The sequence below is a fragment of the Anabaena sp. 90 genome (assembly GCF_000312705.1).
Taxonomy (GTDB): domain Bacteria; phylum Cyanobacteriota; class Cyanobacteriia; order Cyanobacteriales; family Nostocaceae; genus Dolichospermum; species Dolichospermum lemmermannii.
On the sequence record NC_019427.1, the window covers coordinates 1,848,749 to 1,867,456 of the forward strand.

At 35.3% G+C, this 18,708-nt stretch carries 17 protein-coding genes; 8 read left to right on the forward strand and 9 right to left on the reverse strand.

The annotated features are described in order from the left end of the window. Window positions 1–123 precede the first annotated feature (123 nt). From ANA_RS08335 to ANA_RS28145, 3 genes are all read left to right on the forward strand, one after another. Window positions 124–1,224, forward strand: a complete 1,101-nt coding sequence (locus ANA_RS08335) for an amino acid ABC transporter substrate-binding protein (protein WP_015079621.1) — start codon at window positions 124–126, stop codon at window positions 1,222–1,224. A 154-nt stretch (window positions 1,225–1,378) separates the two neighbouring features. After that, complete coding sequence (locus ANA_RS08340) at window positions 1,379–2,305, forward strand: amino acid ABC transporter permease (RefSeq protein ID WP_015079622.1); 927 nt, start codon at window positions 1,379–1,381, stop codon at window positions 2,303–2,305. 60 nt (window positions 2,306–2,365) lie between these two features. Beyond that, window positions 2,366–2,494, forward strand: coding sequence for a hypothetical protein (locus tag ANA_RS28145; protein ID WP_256380198.1), 129 nt, complete (start codon window positions 2,366–2,368; stop codon window positions 2,492–2,494). Here ANA_RS28145 and ANA_RS08345 read toward each other — a convergent pair. The 3 genes from ANA_RS08345 to ANA_RS08355 form a co-directional block, all read right to left on the reverse strand. Further along, window positions 2,475–3,404, reverse strand: a complete 930-nt coding sequence (locus ANA_RS08345; RefSeq protein ID WP_015079623.1) for a hypothetical protein — start codon at window positions 3,402–3,404, stop codon at window positions 2,475–2,477. The two genes, ANA_RS28145 and ANA_RS08345, sit on opposite strands and share 20 nt — an antisense overlap. A 100-nt stretch (window positions 3,405–3,504) precedes the next feature. Further along, entirely contained in the window at window positions 3,505–4,035 is a 531-nt protein-coding gene (locus ANA_RS08350) for a restriction endonuclease (protein ID WP_015079624.1), read from the reverse strand. A 45-nt stretch (window positions 4,036–4,080) separates the two neighbouring features. Next, complete coding sequence (locus ANA_RS08355) at window positions 4,081–4,443, reverse strand: hypothetical protein (RefSeq protein ID WP_015079625.1); 363 nt, start codon at window positions 4,441–4,443, stop codon at window positions 4,081–4,083. Window positions 4,444–4,618: 175 nt separating this feature from the next. Between ANA_RS08355 and ANA_RS08360 the strand changes: the two genes are divergently transcribed. From ANA_RS08360 to ANA_RS08370, 3 genes are all read left to right on the forward strand, one after another. Then, window positions 4,619–4,885, forward strand: a complete 267-nt coding sequence (locus ANA_RS08360; RefSeq protein ID WP_148279037.1) for a hypothetical protein — start codon at window positions 4,619–4,621, stop codon at window positions 4,883–4,885. Then, the gene (locus ANA_RS08365; RefSeq protein WP_015079627.1) at window positions 4,878–6,029 is read left to right on the forward strand and encodes an amino acid ABC transporter permease; all 1,152 of its coding nucleotides are present in this window, start codon (window positions 4,878–4,880) and stop codon (window positions 6,027–6,029) included. Before ANA_RS08360 ends, ANA_RS08365 begins: the two co-directional genes overlap by 8 nt. 367 nt (window positions 6,030–6,396) lie before the next feature. After that, window positions 6,397–7,137 (forward strand): amino acid ABC transporter ATP-binding protein, encoded by a 741-nt coding sequence (locus ANA_RS08370; protein ID WP_015079628.1) that lies wholly within the window; start codon window positions 6,397–6,399, stop codon window positions 7,135–7,137. A gap of 97 nt (window positions 7,138–7,234) precedes the next feature. Here the strand turns inward: ANA_RS08370 and ANA_RS08375 are convergent, their stop codons facing one another. The 5 genes from ANA_RS08375 to ANA_RS08395 all read right to left on the reverse strand — a co-directional run bounded on the left by ANA_RS08375 (window position 7,235) and on the right by ANA_RS08395 (window position 15,319). Then, on the reverse strand, window positions 7,235–9,211 hold the full coding sequence (locus ANA_RS08375) for a DUF262 domain-containing protein (RefSeq protein ID WP_015079629.1): 1,977 nt from the start codon (window positions 9,209–9,211) through the stop codon (window positions 7,235–7,237). Window positions 9,212–9,635: 424 nt separating this feature from the next. Next, entirely contained in the window at window positions 9,636–10,679 is a 1,044-nt protein-coding gene (locus ANA_RS08380) for a WD40 repeat domain-containing protein (RefSeq protein WP_015079630.1), read from the reverse strand. A gap of 80 nt (window positions 10,680–10,759) precedes the next feature. Then, complete coding sequence (locus ANA_RS08385) at window positions 10,760–11,728, reverse strand: CobW family GTP-binding protein (protein ID WP_015079631.1); 969 nt, start codon at window positions 11,726–11,728, stop codon at window positions 10,760–10,762. 148 nt (window positions 11,729–11,876) lie between these two features. Beyond that, window positions 11,877–12,557 (reverse strand): hypothetical protein, encoded by a 681-nt coding sequence (locus ANA_RS08390; RefSeq protein WP_015079632.1) that lies wholly within the window; start codon window positions 12,555–12,557, stop codon window positions 11,877–11,879. A gap of 500 nt (window positions 12,558–13,057) precedes the next feature. Next, on the reverse strand, window positions 13,058–15,319 hold the full coding sequence (locus tag ANA_RS08395) for an amylo-alpha-1,6-glucosidase (RefSeq protein ID WP_015079633.1): 2,262 nt from the start codon (window positions 15,317–15,319) through the stop codon (window positions 13,058–13,060). A gap of 341 nt (window positions 15,320–15,660) precedes the next feature. On the opposite strand from ANA_RS08395, the gene ANA_RS08400 reads away from it, so the two are divergent. Together ANA_RS08400 and ANA_RS08405 are read left to right on the forward strand one after the other, a co-directional pair. Then, entirely contained in the window at window positions 15,661–16,428 is a 768-nt protein-coding gene (locus ANA_RS08400) for an ATP-binding cassette domain-containing protein (RefSeq protein ID WP_015079634.1), read from the forward strand. 24 nt (window positions 16,429–16,452) lie between these two features. Further along, window positions 16,453–17,979 (forward strand): glycine betaine ABC transporter substrate-binding protein, encoded by a 1,527-nt coding sequence (locus ANA_RS08405; RefSeq protein ID WP_015079635.1) that lies wholly within the window; start codon window positions 16,453–16,455, stop codon window positions 17,977–17,979. Between the two features lie 83 nt (window positions 17,980–18,062). Here ANA_RS08405 and ANA_RS08410 read toward each other — a convergent pair whose 3' ends face one another. After that, entirely contained in the window at window positions 18,063–18,386 is a 324-nt protein-coding gene (locus ANA_RS08410; protein WP_015079636.1) for a nucleotidyltransferase domain-containing protein, read from the reverse strand. Window positions 18,387–18,708 lie beyond the last annotated feature (322 nt).

Genomic DNA, 18,708 nt, shown 5'->3' on the forward strand with positions numbered 1-18,708 from the left:
AGAAATCCAGTTTAATAGCTGGAGTGCCGTTAGTTATACTCCTCAGAGGATATATTTGCCACGAGTATCAATAAATGTTTCAATTATGTAGAAACATCCAAAGAAGATTCTTGGGAAAAAACGATGATGAAATTTAGGAGATTATCTGTCATTTTACAGGGGATAGGGATGCCTTTAGCGATCGCCCCTTTAATCCTAATTCTGAGTGGCTGTAATGATCAACCACAAAATAATACAAAAAATCCCGTTAGCACTCCCCAAGGACAAGTTACTCGCGTTCTCTGGAATCGCATTAAAAGCCGTGGACAGCTTATTTGTGGCGTTAGCGGTGAACTACCAGGATTTAGTTTTGTCGGCACTGACGGCAAATATAGCGGCATTGACGTTGATATTTGTCGGGCTGTTGCAGCAGCAGTATTTGACAATCCAGACGCGGTAGAATATCGCAATCTCAACGCGAAGGAACGATTTACCGCTTTACAAACTGGAGAAGTAGATATTCTCAGTCGCAATACTAGCTGGACTTTTAGCCGTGCAACTTCCCAAGGTTTAGATTTCGCACCTGTGGTATTTTACGATGGTCAAGCTGTCATGGTGCGTAAAAATAGCAATATTAAATCTATCAAAGACCTGAAAGACAAAGCCATTTGTGTGCAAACTGGAACTACTACCGAACAAAATTTAGCAGACCAAATGCGGAAACGGGGAATTACTTATAAACCCGTTGTTTTTGAAGATGTGAATATTACCTTTGGTACTTATGCTGAAGGACGTTGTGATGCTGTAACTACAGACCGTTCCGCTTTGGTTTCTCGACGGACAACCTTACCTAAACCAGAAGATAATATCATTTTAGATGATGTTCTTTCTTCTGAACCTCTAGCGCCAGCAGTTGCTAAGGGTGACAGTCAGTGGAGTGATATAGTGAAATGGACTGTTTATGCTTTGGTGAAAGCGGAAGAATTAGGCATTAATTCTCAAAATTTAGCCGAGTTTGCTAATAGTAAAGATCCCGATATTAAACGTTTTTTAGGAACAGAAGGAAATCTCGGAGAAGGAATTGGTTTAACAAAGGATTTTGCTGCCAAAATTATCAAGCACGTTGGTAATTATGGCGAAATTTATGATCGCAATTTAGGAACAAAGACAAAACTAAATCTCCCGCGCGGACAAAATCAAGTTTCCACAAAAGGAGGATTACTTTATTCTCCACCTTTCCGCTAAGGAAGCAAAAGAACTTTATTACTATTAATAACTGACAACTGACAACTGACAACTGTACGGGCGAAGCATTTGGAGAACTATTTTTGGCAATGACCGACAATTTATCTTCCAAATGCTTCGCCCCTACTAACAACTGACAACTGACAACTAACTAATGACCAATTCAAAACCTCCTTTATGGCGTGATCATCGCTTTTGGCAAAATGCTATCCAGCTAATTTTTGTATTTTTAGCAGTGGCTATAGTTATTATCTTGTGGGGGAATGTCAGACGAAATTTACAGCAATTAGGAATTCAATTTGGATTTAATTTTCTCAAACAACAAGCATCTTTTGATATTGGGGAAACTCTCATTAACTACAAACCAACGGATGCTTATAATTATGCTTTATTAGTAGGATTAGTTAATTCTCTAAGAATAGCAATAATGGGAATTTTTCTCACCACAATTGTGGGAATTACTGCGGGAATTGCGCGATTATCAGATAATTGGTTAGTGAGGAAAATTAGTCTGGTTTATGTAGAAGTTTTTCGGAATACTCCATTATTATTGCAATTGCTATTTTGGTATTTTGCAGTTTTCTTGAGTTTTCCCAAAGCTGAAAATAAACTTTCCCTATTGGGTTTTGTTAACTTTAGCCAAAACGGGATTCAACTTCCTTGGTTTACCTTATCTCCAGAATTTTCTAGTTTATTATTGGGGTTAACTTTTTACACAGGTGCGTTTATTGCGGAAATTGTGCGCGGGGGAATTCAATCAGTCCCGACAGGACAACTAGAAGCAGCCAAATCCTTGGGGTTAAACCCAGGTTTAGCAATGCGATTGGTTATTTTTCCCCAAGCTTTGCGGGTGATTATTCCCCCATTAACTAGTCAATATCTCAATTTAACCAAAAATTCCAGTTTAGCGATCGCTATCGGTTATCCTGATATTTATTTTGTTGCTTCTACTACTTTTAACCAAACTGGAAAAGCTGTGGAGGTAATGCTGTTAATTATGATTACCTATCTGACTTTGAGTTTGATAATTTCTTTCACGATGAATTTGTTTAATCGTTCTGTGCAAATTAAGGAAAGATGAGTTTAAGCGCAGATGTAGCTACTTCCGATTCTGAATTGACTCAAAAATGGCTGGTTCAATATGACAGAACATCAGAAGTTTAGCCAACTTACTAAAGATTTCTCCTCAGAAAGAAAAGCCAAAATTGCCAATCAAGCAGCTACACTAAAAGAAAAAGCGGATTATCATGCTAAGTCTTCAAAAGTATAACTTCAAGTTCTGAACGTTCTCGAAAGCGAAAGGGCAATACTTGAGTTATTGCATTTGTAGTAAATTTAATAGTTCCTGTACACCATACATCTGTCCAGATCAAGCTGTATTCACAAGCATTGTCACCACTAAGCTCAACTTCGTACTCTAACTTTTCACTTGTTGTATAACTACGCCCTCTTTGCCTTTCTACTTCAGTGAGTATTGAAGCTCCAATAATATCCTTAAATCCTAAATTCAGATTTTCGCCTTTTAAATTACGCAAAGTAATATCTAATGTATGTTCAATTGTACGAGATCGTCTGACCGTAATTTTGACATTGAGAGGTACAAATATCGTCTCAGCACTTGTCCGAATCCTTTCAAAATCTGAATCAAGACAAACCTTGACATTTTGGATATTCTGTTTATCTACTGGCTCAGAATATTTACCGCTAGTATGTGTTTTTTTCTCCAAGTTTCTAACATGGTCAGATAAGCAAATCCATCGGCTGCTATTCAATACTAGAGATTGTTGATCAATAACTATTCCATATTGACTTAATACCCAAGGTGCTAAAAAATTATTCAACAATTCACTACACTCTATCGGAAGATTATTTGTTGTTGCAGCATACAAAATGGAATCAACTTGATAGCAGATACTGAAAGATGAAAAAGTCTGCAATATCGCCAATTGACCAGGAGAAGCAATAAAAAAGTTTACTTCTACTTTTGGTATTAATCTTTTAGATGTAGTTCCAGAGATAGCTGCTGCCAAAGTTTCTGTATAAGCCAGAAGACTTGCTGGAGGAGCATGGAAATAAGTAATCCCACATCCACGTTGTTTAGCCCAGGCATTAATAGCGGAGTAAAATTTATCCAAATTAAAATCGGATAATTTGTATCTTCTAATACTCCATTCAACCATTTATCCCTCCAGCCCCATAGATTGCATTAACCGATATTTCGCTATTATACAGATTGTTTAAACCAACTACACAACAGAACTGTATAAACTTTTATAGTGCTTATTCTACAGGATGCTTAGTATATGATGAATATAGTTGAGCAGCACTTATACTACCAAATTCTTCAGTAAATACAGCAACAGCCTGATTATTTTCAGGAGAACGAATAACAAAGTTTTTGTCTGTTGAATTATAGTCTAATTGCAATAATTCTATACCTTCATACTTAGCTACTTTACTAGCCCCTTCTTGTAATCCTTGTGTAGTTACGATTATTCCTCTACTTGCTCCCACATCTTTAATTATATAAGCAAATGCAGCTATTATATTTTGTTCTAATGCTGCACCTTTTTCAGATTTTTTGCGTTTGTAGTGTTTACATTCAACCAAAATACGCTGTTCATTGATGTCATCACCATAAGCGTCTACTTGCCAATTTGTACCAGATTTACCAGGCAATTTTTCTTTAGGTTGAATTTTAAAATCTTTTAAGCTCAGGTGTTTTTCTAAATATTTTTTAACTACTTCATCGTTAAGAATACTACTTGTATATTCTTCATATTTTCGCCAGCTTGTTTGTTTTTTTAACATAGAAATTTGGACTTCAAATATTAGGATTTAAGTGTGATTGCTCTGCTATTGTGATAGATGCGTTAAATAAAGTGGTAAATTAACAGGAATAGGAACTACATCAGGAAACCTTTCTGCAACTAAAGGTTTAAGTGTATATCCAAGATAATTTTCAATACCATTTTGGAGTTTCGGTTCGACAATAGTCCAAGTTACAAACAATTCACCAAATTCTTTATAAGACATAATCTCTTGAGTATGCCGATGTACAGACAATCGGTCTAAAATTATACCTTGTCCTATACGCACTACCCTTTCTTCTATTCCTTCATACCAAATGATATAAACACCTGAAAGTCGATACTTTGACAATTCAGTAAGATTCACTCCTTCTAATAATTGCCTTGATTCCCATTCAACAGAAAGCATTATTTAATCCTTGATCTCAGTGTATTTATTTTACTATACTATTAATAATTCTATTTGCACATTTATGACAACTACTAAATTTCCTGAGTATCATTGTGTGATTATCCTACCCCCCAATTCCCAAAGAGCGATACATTTGCTAAAATTGTAATCATCACAACACAAATTAATGACCATGTATTCCACCAATCCACACCAAGAACTCTTACAAGCGATCGCTAATCTTAGTGATCAACAAATCCCACTTGTATTACAATTTATCTCATCATTGGAAACACCTGTTAACAATTATCCAATTTCAGCTAAAACAGTTTTAGAACGAATGGGTGGTTATCCCAAATTTTTACTAGAAGGATCAGGAGATTTGTCAGATAGAGATGTACGCAAAAAAGCAATCGCTGACAGAATTCAAGCAAGACATCAAACAAGAACTCATGAATAATTACCCCCTGACTTGGTTAAGAAAAAATCTCTTTAATAATTGGTACAATAGTTTACTAACTGTTGTTTGTTTTATCTTTCTATTTTGGTTAGTTCAAGGATTTGCAATTTGGTTAATTACTAAGGCACAATGGCAAGTAATCCAAGTTAATTTACACTTATTTTTAGTAGGAAGATTTCCCCAAAGTTTATATTGGCGGATTTGGGTTGTTTTGGGAATATCTACAACTTTAACCGCAATTACAGCGAGTGCATTTACCAAAAAAGCAATAATCAAAAACCGCAATTCTTTGATTGCTGTTGTGATTATGGGGATTTCACTGTTTATTTTCCCCATACCATTAACAAGCCGTTTATGGTTATTATTAATAGTAGGTTCAATATTTGCAGGTTTGATAATTGGTCAAAATTTTACTAAAATCATCACACCTTGGCTTTCACTAATTTGGTTATCATCATTTTTCATAATTATCTGGTTAATTGGTGGTGGTTTAGGATTACAAACTGTATCTACAAACCTATGGAATGGGTTATTACTTACCCTATTAATGGCAATAATTAGTATTTTCCTTTCCTTTCCTATAGGAGTTTTACTCGCATTAGGAAGAACCAGCAATTTACCTGTAGTGCGGTGGTTTTCTATTCTTTATATTGAAATTGTTAGAGGATTACCCTTAATTGGGATTCTATTTTTAGCCCAAGTTATGTTACCCTTATTCTTACCAGCAGATTTACGTTTAGATCGTTTACTCAGAGGTATTGTGGGACTAATATTATTTAGTGCAGCATACATGGCTGAAAATGTGCGCGGAGGACTACAAGCAATTCCCAGAGGACAAATAGAAGCAGGAAAAGCACTAGGATTAAATACACCTTTATTACTCATATTAGTCATATTACCCCAAGCCTTACGCGCAGTTATTCCCGCAATTGTTGGTCAATTTATTGGTTTATTTAAAGATACTTCTCTTTTATCATTAGTAGGATTAGTAGAATTAACAGGAATGGCACGCTCTATATTAGCACAACCGCAATTTTTAGGAAGATATGCAGAAGTATATTTATTTATCGGGTTGATTTATTGGGTATTTTGTTATTCAATGTCCTTAGCTGCTAAAAACCTAGAAAAACAATTAACATCGTAGGTTGGGTTGACGCAAGGAAACCCAACATTCCTAAAATTTTCAACTACACAAAAGGAATAATTGTCAGAATCAGGATATCCAGGATTAAAGGATAAACAGGATGAAAAACAATGATTTTATCACCAATTACCCGTAGGTTTGGTTGACACAAGGAAACCCAACATTCCTAAAATCTTAAACTACACAAAAGGAATAATTGTCAGAATCAGGTGGTTATCGAGCGAAGTCGAGATAATATCCAGGATGAAAAGATAAACAGGATGAAAAACAATGATTTTATCACCAACTACCCGTAGGTTGGGTTGACGCAAGGAAACCCAACATTCCTAAATATCTATTTAAATCTTCAACTACACAAAAGGAATATATGACAGAATCAAAACCGATAATTATTGCTGAAGATGTTCACAAATGGTATGGTAAATTTCATGCCCTCCAAGGTGTCAGTTTAACCGTAGAACGGGGAGAAGTGGTTGTTTTAATGGGACCATCCGGTTCAGGAAAATCAACCTTTATTAGAACATTTAACGCCTTAGAAGAATATCAACAAGGAACTATTACCATTGACGGGATTACCCTCAGTCATGATTTAAGAAATATTGAAACAATTCGTCGAGAAGTGGGAATGGTATTTCAGCAATTTAATTTATTTCCCCATTTAACAGTTTTAGAAAATATCACCTTAGCACCAATATATGTCCGCAAAATATCCAAAGTTAAAGCCGAAGAATTAGCAATGCAATTATTAGAAAGAGTGGGAATTTTAGCACAAGCACAAAAATATCCAGGACAATTATCTGGTGGACAACAACAACGAGTAGCCATAGCGCGTGCATTAGCAATGCAACCGAAAATCATGTTATTTGATGAACCGACATCAGCATTAGATCCAGAAATGGTGAGAGAAGTTTTAGACGTAATGCGAAACCTAGCTAATGACGGAATGACAATGGTAGTTGTTACCCATGAAGTCGGATTTGCGCGAGAAGTTGCTGATAGAGTAGTGCTAATGGACAGCGGTTTATTAGTTGAATCCTCTACCCCCGACACCTTTTTTACTAATCCCAAGGAAGAAAGAACCAGGAAATTCTTATCACAAATTCTCTAGGGTGATTCAATTCAGGCTAAAGATCTCCGACTTCTTAATTTAATTTAACGAGCAAAAGAGGAAAATAAGGCTTTTGGAAAATGATACTTAACATAAATTAACTTGTGGTTTCTATTTGCCAATCTTCTAGAGAAATTTCTGCCGTTTCGATAGCTTTTATACAAAAAGCATTAATATCTCTAGCTGATAAGTTGACATTAACAAACACCCCATTTTCTAATTTTCTCGTATCCCGAAAATCTTTTTCATCTCTACTAATGAACCGGGGAAATTGTTCCATAACATCCTTAAATTTATCGGCATCTAAATCAGCGATCACATTTAAAGTTTTTTCTAAAACATCCCGCCAACTTTTGACAGGATATTCCTTACCAAAAATTTTTAGTTGTTTGGGAGTTGTACCCCTTACCTTAGTTTTCGCAGAATTCATAAGATTTTCATTACCAAAGTAAGGCCAAATTTGTAAAACTTTTTCTGCTAAATATAAACTCCTTTTTTCTATATCTTCTCTTTTCCAAGTTTCTTGATTTTCAAAGTATTTATTGATTTCCAAATGACTATTGATCAATATTTCTTTTTTCTCGATAAATTCCAAATTATATAATTCACCATTGTAAGCTGTAATAGTTATATTACCCAACGAGTGCAGTAATAAATCATGAGTGATATCGCCTTCTTCTCCTAAATGTTCTTGCCACCATTTAGTTATAGTTTGTGGCATAATATGTTCAATAGTTAGATTAGTAAAAGATACTTGTTCTTTATGATAGAAGGATTCTTCTATAGATTCTAAAATTAATTTACCTTTACAAGTACGTCCAGTACCATATAGTTTAACATCCAATAATCTATCTTTAAATTCTGTATCTTTGGGATAATCTCGATTTTGTAAATCTAGTTTTAATCTTTCCACAAAATCAGCATGAGCTAAATTACTTGCTTTGCTAACTTGAGAATACAGTACAGAAAATATCCTATTTAATCCCCTGGTTTGGACGTTACAAATAAATCGGCGAATAATGAAATTTTCTAAAATGTGAAAAACAGCAATAAAATCTGCTTCTGAAAGTTTATTTTTTTCATAATCATGATAACAATTAAGTAAAAAAGGATAAACAGTAGCTACTTCTAAACGGTTGATTCTTTCCAAACAACGACGAATTTTTAAATTATTCTCTTTTAGTGGATCTAAAAGTTTTGCATAATATTCTGAAAATTCATATAAATCTTTTAAATAATCAATAGCATCTCTTTTGATCATTCTTTCTTTAATCTCAAAATAAACTTCATCTTTCTTGATTTCTACGCCATCTCTGGTTAAATAATGTCTGATAAATTCTGTTAAATTAACATCTAAAGTTTGTTGCATTGGTAGCCAATATTTATTATAAGCATCGTCTTGATTTTCGGTATTAATTCTCAAGAAAAAATAATTACGAATTAAATCTGCTTGTGTTAAAGGTTCACCTTTAGCATTGAGACTTTCAAAGACTAAATAAGGATTATCTTCTGTACTTAAAACAACGCTCACAATAGATAAATAACTACAAATTACTTTCTTGAGATCAGAAAAATCTAAATTACTTTGTCTAATCTTCTTTTCAAAAAATAAGTAACATTCAGTAATACCAGAATTATTTACATAATCTTGACCATTAATTAAACTATGAAAAGACTGTCTATCTACCTGGGTAGGTTGAAGTTTATAATGGTCTAAACCTTTTTTATATGGATTAACAATAATAGTATTATGAATTTCTGCGGCTAACTCATCATGAATATTTTTAGCTTTATCTCGCAAAGCACAAAGCAGGATAAAAATAGTAGTTAAACGTTGTTGTCCATCAATTAATAAATATTTACTTACACCTTCAGGTATAGCAGAAGTTGGCATAGTGACAATAGAACCCATAAAATGAGGACGACGATTATCGCTATGATATAGTTCTAAAATATCATTCCATAGAGATTCCCACTGAGATTTTTTCCAACTGTAGGCTCTCTGAAACAAGGGAACAACATACTGTTTATTACCTTCAATAATCTCTTGCAGCTTAGTTTCTGATGCTTGCATGGTTAATGTACTCTGATTTACTCAATAGTTATGCTTTTAGTATAAAAGAATCTTGTATAAATAGCATAAGATAGCGTAACAAAATTAAACATCAAATATATCCAGGGAATAAATTCCCTGTCTAAAAGCAAAAGTCGGTTAAAACCGACTCATAAAAAATAATTCCCCTTTTAGTGACATACTCCACACACTCCCTTATGCCTTGCGGCACGCTTGCGCGAACAGGTGAGTGTGGGCTTCTCGGCGACTCCTCTATGAAGACATTAACCGAGCTTTAAAGCCATAAGCCCTAGGGACTTTTTGAGATAATTTTTAACTTTTTTGATAGGCTGCTTTTGGTGCATTTAATTGAGTTACACCTACTGTTGAAAATTATATTAAACCTTAATTAACACCTTAGCAAATTTCAAGGTATTTTTAATTTTTAATTCCCCAAAGAAGTTGACCAAATAATTAATTCACCTTGTTCACCACCTGCGGCTAAAAATTGTCCTTGGGGATGCCAAGATAGGGTAGAAAAACCTGCTTCTGTATCGGTAAAAATCTGTGATACTTCTTGATTTTCATCCCATAAACATAACCAACCGTCAGCACCAGCGGAAGCGAGAATCAAGCTTTGGGGTGCATAAGATATTGCTTGAATAATATCTACATGATTGGTTAATACTTGCGCTTCCCAACCTATAGATTCATCTAGGGACTTCTCCCATAATACTATACCTTCAACACTGGAAACAGCCAAAATTGGCGCACCTGTAGGGGCTTTTAGTTCTGACCATGCTAAGTGACGAATTTTTCCTGGAAAGCCGCGCATGACCCAAGGATCAGGGTTTTCCCATTGTAAAACGGTGAGAGTCCGATCCATATTTCCAGATGCTAAATATTCACCATCACCAGACCAAGCTATTGCTGTACTGACGGTAGACATGGAAAGCATAAATGGTTCTTCATCCCAATCTTGAGTAGACCAAGTTTTTACGCCTTTATAACCGTTAATAGCTAAATATTTGCCATCTTTGCGCCAATCAATTCCCAAAATTGAGGAATCATTAAAATTGAGAGTAGCAATAACTTCTAATGTATCTGCATCCCAAATTTGCACATAACGCCCTAAACTAAAAGCTAGTTGATTATGAGTAGGACTCCATGCTAATTGATCAACCCAAACAGGCGCATTTTCTAAAGTGCTAATTAATTGATTTTCACACCAAATTTTTACTTTACCATCTTGTCCACCAATGGCTAAATATTTGCCATCATGGGAAAAAGCCAGACAATTTACTGCTTTATCTGTAGCAGTTTGTAAGGTTGTTAATTCGCCATTTTCCCATAAAATAACTTCTCCAGCCGCCGAACTAGCTGCTAGTATTTCTCCTTGAGAAGACCAAGCCAAAGCGGTGACATAATCTGCAAGTTTTGTGGAATAATGTTTTGTAAATTCTGGAGATTTGCTAGTTGTTAAGTTCATAGTTTTGATATTTCATTTACAGATTTACAGATTTCCAGATCCCCGACTTCTTCAAGAAGTCGGGGATCTAATTAGTTTATTTAACTCATACAAGCGAAAAAGTCTTCTTTTAATTTAGCTTCATCTAAATTTCTACCAATAAATACAAGTTCATTTTTACGAGTTTCATTTACTTTCCAAGGTCTATCTGCTTTACCTTCAAATATCATGTGTACTCCTTGAAAAACAAAACGAGTATCCTCATCTTCAATATTTAAAATCCCTTTCATTCTGAAGATATCTGTTCCTTGTGTTCTGAGTAATTCTGACATCCAGGCATTGATTTTTTCACCATTTACAGAACCTGCTGCGACTATAGCTACAGAAGAGACGCTTTCATCATGGACATGAGCATCTTCTCCTAAAAAATTAGGATCAATTTCTAAAGCCTGATCTAAATTAAATGCTTGAATTCCTAATAAAGCTGACATTGCTAATTCGGAATTATGGGTGCGGTGAATTTTTGCCATTGCATTCATTGACCGAATCCGGGTTTCTAATTCATCTAAAACTTCTGGTGTTACCAAATCAGTTTTGTTCAATAAAATCACGTCAGCAAAAGCAATTTGTTCTTGGGCTTCGTCCGCTTCCCAATGTTGCCAAATATGTTTAGCATCAACAACTGTGACAACTGCATCTAATGATAATTGATCTTGTAGATCTTCATCTACAAAAAACGTTTGAATTACAGGTGCAGGATCAGCTAATCCAGTGGTTTCAATGACTAAATGATCAAACTTATCTCGGCGTTTCATTAAATTGCCAATGATGCGAATTAAATCACCACGAACTGTACAACAAATACAGCCATTATTCATTTCAAATATTTCTTCATCTGCATCAATTACCAATTGATTATCAATACCTACTTCGCCAAATTCGTTGACAATAACGGCAACTTTTTTACCGTGTTCGTAGGTAAGAATATGATTTAATAGAGTGGTTTTACCTGCGCCTAAGTAGCCAGTTAAAACGGTTACTGGTACTGAATTGAATGTTTCTGAAGTCATCGCCCACCTGAGATTAATTTAGGTTAATTTTATTGAGTATAGCCCTATCTAGCCCTGAAAAACAAGATCCCCCACTTCTTAGAGAAATCGAGGATCTGACTCTTGCATTAATTAAATGAACATGATACTAATCTCTATTACCGTGAGTTTAGCTACCCTTGGTATATACCAATAAGTTCTTATACTCTTCAATCTTGTGCATTTTCCCCTGTTTTACAAATGATTCAATCATTGGTTTAGCATGACCCCAACCAATTGATTTTGTATAGAAGAGAATTTTGCCATTGGGATTCAGTTTACTAAGAAACATCGCTAGAAGAGATTCTTCATTATGATGTAAAAAAGGTGCTTCTTCAGGCATATAAAATTCGCCTAGATGAAACAAAGAAATTACATCGAGCATGGGTAAAGAACGATCTGTCAAGGTGTATATATCTGTACAGAGAACCTTATAATACTTGGACAGTAGACGATCTTTAAGAGATAATCGGACATATTCTTGATGTTCGGGTGCAGAAGCAGTAATCCCAATAATTTCATTTGGTTGAGAAAATTTCTGATTTTCCAATCCTAGAATATGATGAGAGCCTGTGCCAAAATGGAAGATAGTTTGATCTTGGATATTATGCTTTTGTAAGTATTCAACTAATTCAAGATCACATGGACAACGCTCTGGTTGTAATCCCCAAGATGATTTTTCGCGGTAGTAATCAGCACCAACCCATTGTGGTAAAACTGGACGAGAAAAACTCAAAAAATAGTAAAGTCTTGCTAGGTGGCGATTTGTAAAAACTATTCCCCGAACTGTTTTTCTAATACTAGTAACCATGAATTAATCAACCTCAATAGTTTGGAAAAGATGTTTTTGATATGTTAAATACTCAGCAGATTAAGGTAGGATGCTAAAAATATTCATCAGCAAAACTACAATTAAGCTATAGAAATTTAGCTCAATTCAAATTTATTGAGCCAGGTAAATTGACATCCCAGATTATTTTTGTAATTGTCGTGCTTGATGGTGACAGACAAATGATTACTGATGATATGCTTGAAGATTGAGTCATCCTAGATGGACAAAGTTCATCAAAATCCCTGAAAACCTGCTCTATGTGAGTACCCAAAAAAATACTGGGTGCTGAATTTCTAGAACTTAGGCAAGTCTAACATACGAAAAATAAAGCTCACATCAAGTACAGATGAAAGTTTAATTAACTTTTGCTATGTGTGGGCATTTTTGATAAATCTCTACAGAATATAGCCATCCTATTTGATTGGTGTCAGAGTCAGATCCCCGACTTCTCAGAGAAGTCGGGGATCTTATTGTTCAATTTAAGCTTCAATCACCACGCGCAAATTACCGCGTTTTTTCGCAACTCGACAAGCGGTAGTGCTACCAATTCGTTCAAATTCTAAATCTAAAATCGTGCCACCAACACGCAAATTGTGAAAAGATAAATTGTTAATTGATTCTGGTAAAGCTGGGTCAATAATTCGCAAACAATTATTCTGTGCGTCTGGGACTAAATTCACCATCATTTGCAATAGTTGAAAAATACTACCTGTAGCCCAGGCTTGGGGAGTACAAGCAACGGGATACTGGACGGGAGCATTATCACCGTTCATTTCATAACCACAAAATAGTTCTGGAGGACGTTGATAGGGTTGCTGGGAGGTCATGTTGAATAATCCTTGAAATAGTTCCAGAGATTGATCAATTAAACCGAGCGATCGCAATCCCATTGCTATCATAGAATTATCATGAGGCCAAACTGAACCAGTATGATAACCCATCGGATTATAAGCCGGTGACAAACTACTTAAAGTTCTAATTCCCCAACCATTAAACATATCCGCAGCCTGCAGTCTTTCTGCCACACTATAGGCTTTTGCAGACGTAAATATCCCCAAATTTAAACACTGGCCAGGATTAGAACTAATACTATCTACTGGTTTACCTTCTCCATCTAAAGCCAAAGCACAGAAATCTTGATCTTCTAACCAAAAATCTTGGTTAAATTTAGCCCTAAGTTGTCTCGCTTCTGTTTGCCAAAGTTCTTCTAAGTCTGGGCGTTGTTGGATTTTGGCAATTTCTGCGAGGCGGTTTTTCGCTGCATAGACATAAGCTTGCACCTCACACAGAGAAATTGGCCCAATGGCTAATTCTCCTTTGCGGTTGACAATACAATCACCAGAATCTTTCCAACCTTGGTTAATTAAACCACCTTTAGATTTGCGTGCATAGCTGAGATAACCAGTTTCTTGAAGTTGACGATCAATCCAACCCATAGCCGCTAAAGCATTTGGCCACAGTGCTTCCAAGGTTTCTTGATCATGAGTCCAACTGTAATATTCAGCATACAACATTAACCACAGCGGCGTAGCATCCACAGTACCGTAGTAGGGTGTATGGGGAATTTCTTGACATCTCGCCATTTCTCCCAACCGCAGTTCATGTAAGATCTTACCAGGTTCTTCTTCCCGCCAAATATTATCAGTTTGACCCTGATATTCTGCCAATAGTATCAAGGTTTCTTTGGCAATTTTGGAATTCAACATCAAGGTTTGGGACGCGGTAATGATAGAATCTCGACCAAACAAAGTAGAAAACCAAGGAACACCAGCAGAAACAGTTTTATGTTTACCAAAGGACTGAAGCAATAAATATATATCTTGTTCAGCCCGCGAAATGACGCGATTAAAAAGACTTTTATCTGAGCTAATCCGGGTAATTTGCTGCAACCAATTTTGCTCCTCCATTAATTCAGCAGCTTTTGCTTGTGCTAAAGTAGAGGCAGCACTGATAGTAGAGCTAGGTTGATTGTCAGTGAACATATTCAGCCGATAACCTAACTTCTTAGTTTCATGAGATGCCAATTCTATGCGCCAAACTGCCGTAGAACCGTGAAACCGAGTTGGTTGTAAATGCTGAAATTGAATTAGAGACTCCATAATCGAAGCATCTAAACCCTGATATGCAAGGGTTAGAGATTCCTCTTTATGGGTTTGAGGAGATGAGGATGCAACATGATCAGATGTTAATTCATTTAAATGTAAAAGTCTTCCCCGTTTTTGGCGATGATGACCTCTAACCTCAAATAAATCCACAAAATCAGCATCAAAACTCAGACTCAGTTCAAAAACAATGCTGGTAGTGTTGTAGTTAGCAACTTCTATTTCTTCAAATAATGCACCATTGAGAACAATTTCCCGACGAATACCTACAGTATCAGCCTTAAAAAGATTCTCTAAATCAGGATTGGTACATAAAACCGAGAGGGCAAATCCCTTGTCAGCGTTACTACTCAGTAGTATAGGCGATCGCCCTTCAATCTGTAACTCCAAACGACTCAAAAACCTGGTATCACGGCAAAACATCCCCATACTAGGAGTGCTACCATAAAGGTAACAATCGGAAATATTCCCCATGGTATCTGTCACCAGGAATAAATCATCATCTTTAACTGTAATGGTTGGCTGTGGTCTTTGACTGACAACACAAGGCCATTCGGAAATCTCTTTTTGGTCTGCGGGAGTAAAAGTTCTGTTGTCGAGGACAATTGTTTCTGGAGTCATCAATGTATCCGGTGTCATTAGCCAGAGTTACCTATACAGGTGTAAATTTGCTCAAATCAATACTCTTAAAAAACAAAAGTAATTAAATCTAAGACAATGAATTTCTATAAATGTATACCTTATTAATTAGAAGTCAAGCCTGAAAACTGGCTGTTTTTCAAGAGTTTATTCCTTCATAAACATTGAGAGGTGCTAGAGGTAGAGAATACTTACTCAGGCATAAAATCTCATAAAAGTAGAAAGAGGTGAATAAAAAATACCCACCACCTTTGTTTCTTTTCATACGGAACCAATAAGATCCCCGACTTCTCTAAGAAGTCGGGGATCTGACCACCTTAATTTTGTTTAACGAAACCATTATGTCAACAACATCAGAAATTGCCGTTGAGTTTCAAAATACCAGTTTTGCCATTAATCACCGTCCCCTATTATCTAACTTAAATTTGAGCATTCATCAAGGGGAAGCCTTAATTTTATTAGGACGCAGTGGGAGTGGAAAAACCACAACTTTAAAATTAATTAATCATTTACTTATTCCCACCCAAGGACAAGTTTTAGTTCAAAATCGTCCCACAACTAACTGGGATGCCATTAAATTGAGAAGACGGATAGGTTACGTCATCCAAGAAACAGGTTTATTTCCCCATTTTACCATCGCGGAAAATGTCGGACTCGTCCCATCTTTAGAAAAATGGCCACCACAGAAAATTCAAAATAGAGTTTATGAAATGTTAAACTTAGTAGGATTAGAACCAGAAAAATTTGCTCAACGTTATCCCCATCAATTATCAGGAGGTCAACGTCAGCGAGTGGGAGTTGCTAGAGCTTTAGCCGCAGATCCACCTATACTATTAATGGATGAACCTTTTGGCGCACTTGACCCAATTACCCGTTTAGAATTACAACAACAATTTCAATATTTACAACAACAATTAGGAAAAACCGTGATATTTGTCACCCATGATATTCAAGAAGCCTTCTTTTTAGCCACAAGAATTGGTTTAATGTGTGAAGGAAATTTAGTCGTATTAGGAACAAGAAGAGAATTTCTCCAATCTCAACATCCAGAAGCAAAAGCATTTTTAGCTTGTTTAAATATTGGTAACAGTTGGGAAGAACTTAATTAAAATTAGATAAAAAATACAAAAGTTATGTTTTTATTTCAATACGGTACAGAAATAATTATCCACAGTGGAGAACATTTAATATTAGTCATTATATCCCTAGCGATCGCCATTTCGATTGGTCTTCCTGTCGGCATTTTTATCACTCGTCAACCAAAATTAGCTTCCCCCATTCTTGGTTTAGCAAACGCCATTCAAACCATCCCTAGTTTAGCCATCTTTGGCTTTTTAATTTCCGTACCTTTTCTGGGAGGAATTGGTAAAACTCCCGCCATATTTGCCTTAACTCTTTATGCTTTACTTCCCATAATTCGTAATACATATATTGGCATTAATAGCATCAATCCCGCCATTAAAGAAGCCGGGATAGGTATGGGAATGACAGATCAACAATTACTATTGCAAGTAGAAATTCCCCTAGCTTTACCAGTCATTTTAGCAGGGGTAAGAGTAGCCACCGTTATATCCGTAGGAATTGCCACAATTGCTGCTGCTGTTGGTGGTGGTGGTTTAGGAGTATTTATTTTCCGCGGTATTTCCACAGTTAATAATGAATTAATTTTAGCCGGAGCAGTCCCCGCTGCTGTAATTGCTTTGAGTGCAGATTTCGGTTTAGAATTATTAGAAAAAAACCTTACGAAACAAATAGCAAACAAAGGTAAATTTAATCAGCAAATAGGTATTGTTTTGGGAATAATCACCTTAATTATCGCAGGATTAATAGCTTTTAACTATCAACAAGCACCAGCAAAAATTATTATCGGTTCTAAAAATTTCACAGAACAAGTAATTTTAGGAGAGTTATTAGCACAACACATAGAAAATCATACCAAATTAAAAGTAGATCGTCGTTTTAACTTAGGAGGAACATTTATTGCTCATGAAGCAGTAAAAGCGGGAAAAATTGCCGGTTATGTAGAATATACAGGAACTTCATTTACTACTGTTTTAAAAGAAAAACCAATTAGTAATCCTGAGACTGTTTATAAAAAAGTCAAGGAATACTATGATCAAAAATTGAAATTAGCAGTGATGAAGCCTTTAGGATTTGAGAATACCTTTGCCATGATTATCAGAGAAGAAGATGCCAAAAAATGGCAAATTAAAAGCCTTTCGGAAATTGGTAAATATAGTCCACAAATGAAAGCAGGATTTGGATATGAATTTTTAGAACGTGCAGATGGTTATCCAGGATTATCTAAAACCTACAACTTAAAATTTGCCAATATTAAACAAATGGAATTAGGATTAATGTATCAAGCATTAAAAGAAAAACAAGTAGATTTTATTGCTGCAAATTCTACAGATGGTTTAATTCCAGTTTTAAACTTAGTGATTTTAGAAGATGATAAAAAATACTTTCCACCTTATCAAGCTATACCTATTTTTAATCAAGAAATTCTCCAAAAATATCCAGAGTTAACAGATACCATTAATCAATTAGGAGGAAAAATTTCTACCACAGAAATACAAAAGATGAATTATCAAGTAGACAATCAATCTCAACCCGTGGAAAAAGTTGTTAGTGAGTGGTTAAAATCTCAACAATTATAATTTTCAGATATTTGATTCTCAAAAATATAAAATTTTTTATAAAGTTTTCTCGGCAATTTTAATAAATTTTTTCTCCTCCGATATCATAGAAAAATACCTTCTTTTTTGACATTATAGTTAAAGGGAGTATTTTCATTTTCAAACTTTGCTGAAGAGATAAAGTGACGAGAAATAACAACATCGTTGTTTAGACAAATGGTTGAGATTATTTGACTGGTTTTATCAATTTCATGATAGGGGTTAATCTCTGATTTCAGAACAACCAGAATATCAATATCAGAAAATTCTTTAGCGTCTTCCCTCGCTTGAGAACCATATAAAATAATTGCTTCCAGTTGGTTTTGATAAAGTTTTTGCAAAGCTTGTTTAACTTCTTGTAATATCAAATTAAGCTGTGATTTGTTCATTGTTTAAATCATTCCTTTGGTTTCAAATGATTGGGTTTCGGTCTACAAACACTATTATATCACAACCAATAATATAGCGATTCTCATCCAAGTGAGGTACACCAAAGAAATAATTAACCGCAGATATAAGAGGATGGACGCAGATAACCGCAGATAATTTTGTACCTCAGCAGACTAGTACCGCAGGGCGGAATTAAAAATTAACAATTAAAAATTAAAAAAGCAGATTGTATAAGCTTTTCAGGTATTTCTAATGGTTATTTTACTTATGCCGCAGTGTACTAGAAATTATCTATATATTCAGGAGAAATATATAGATAAT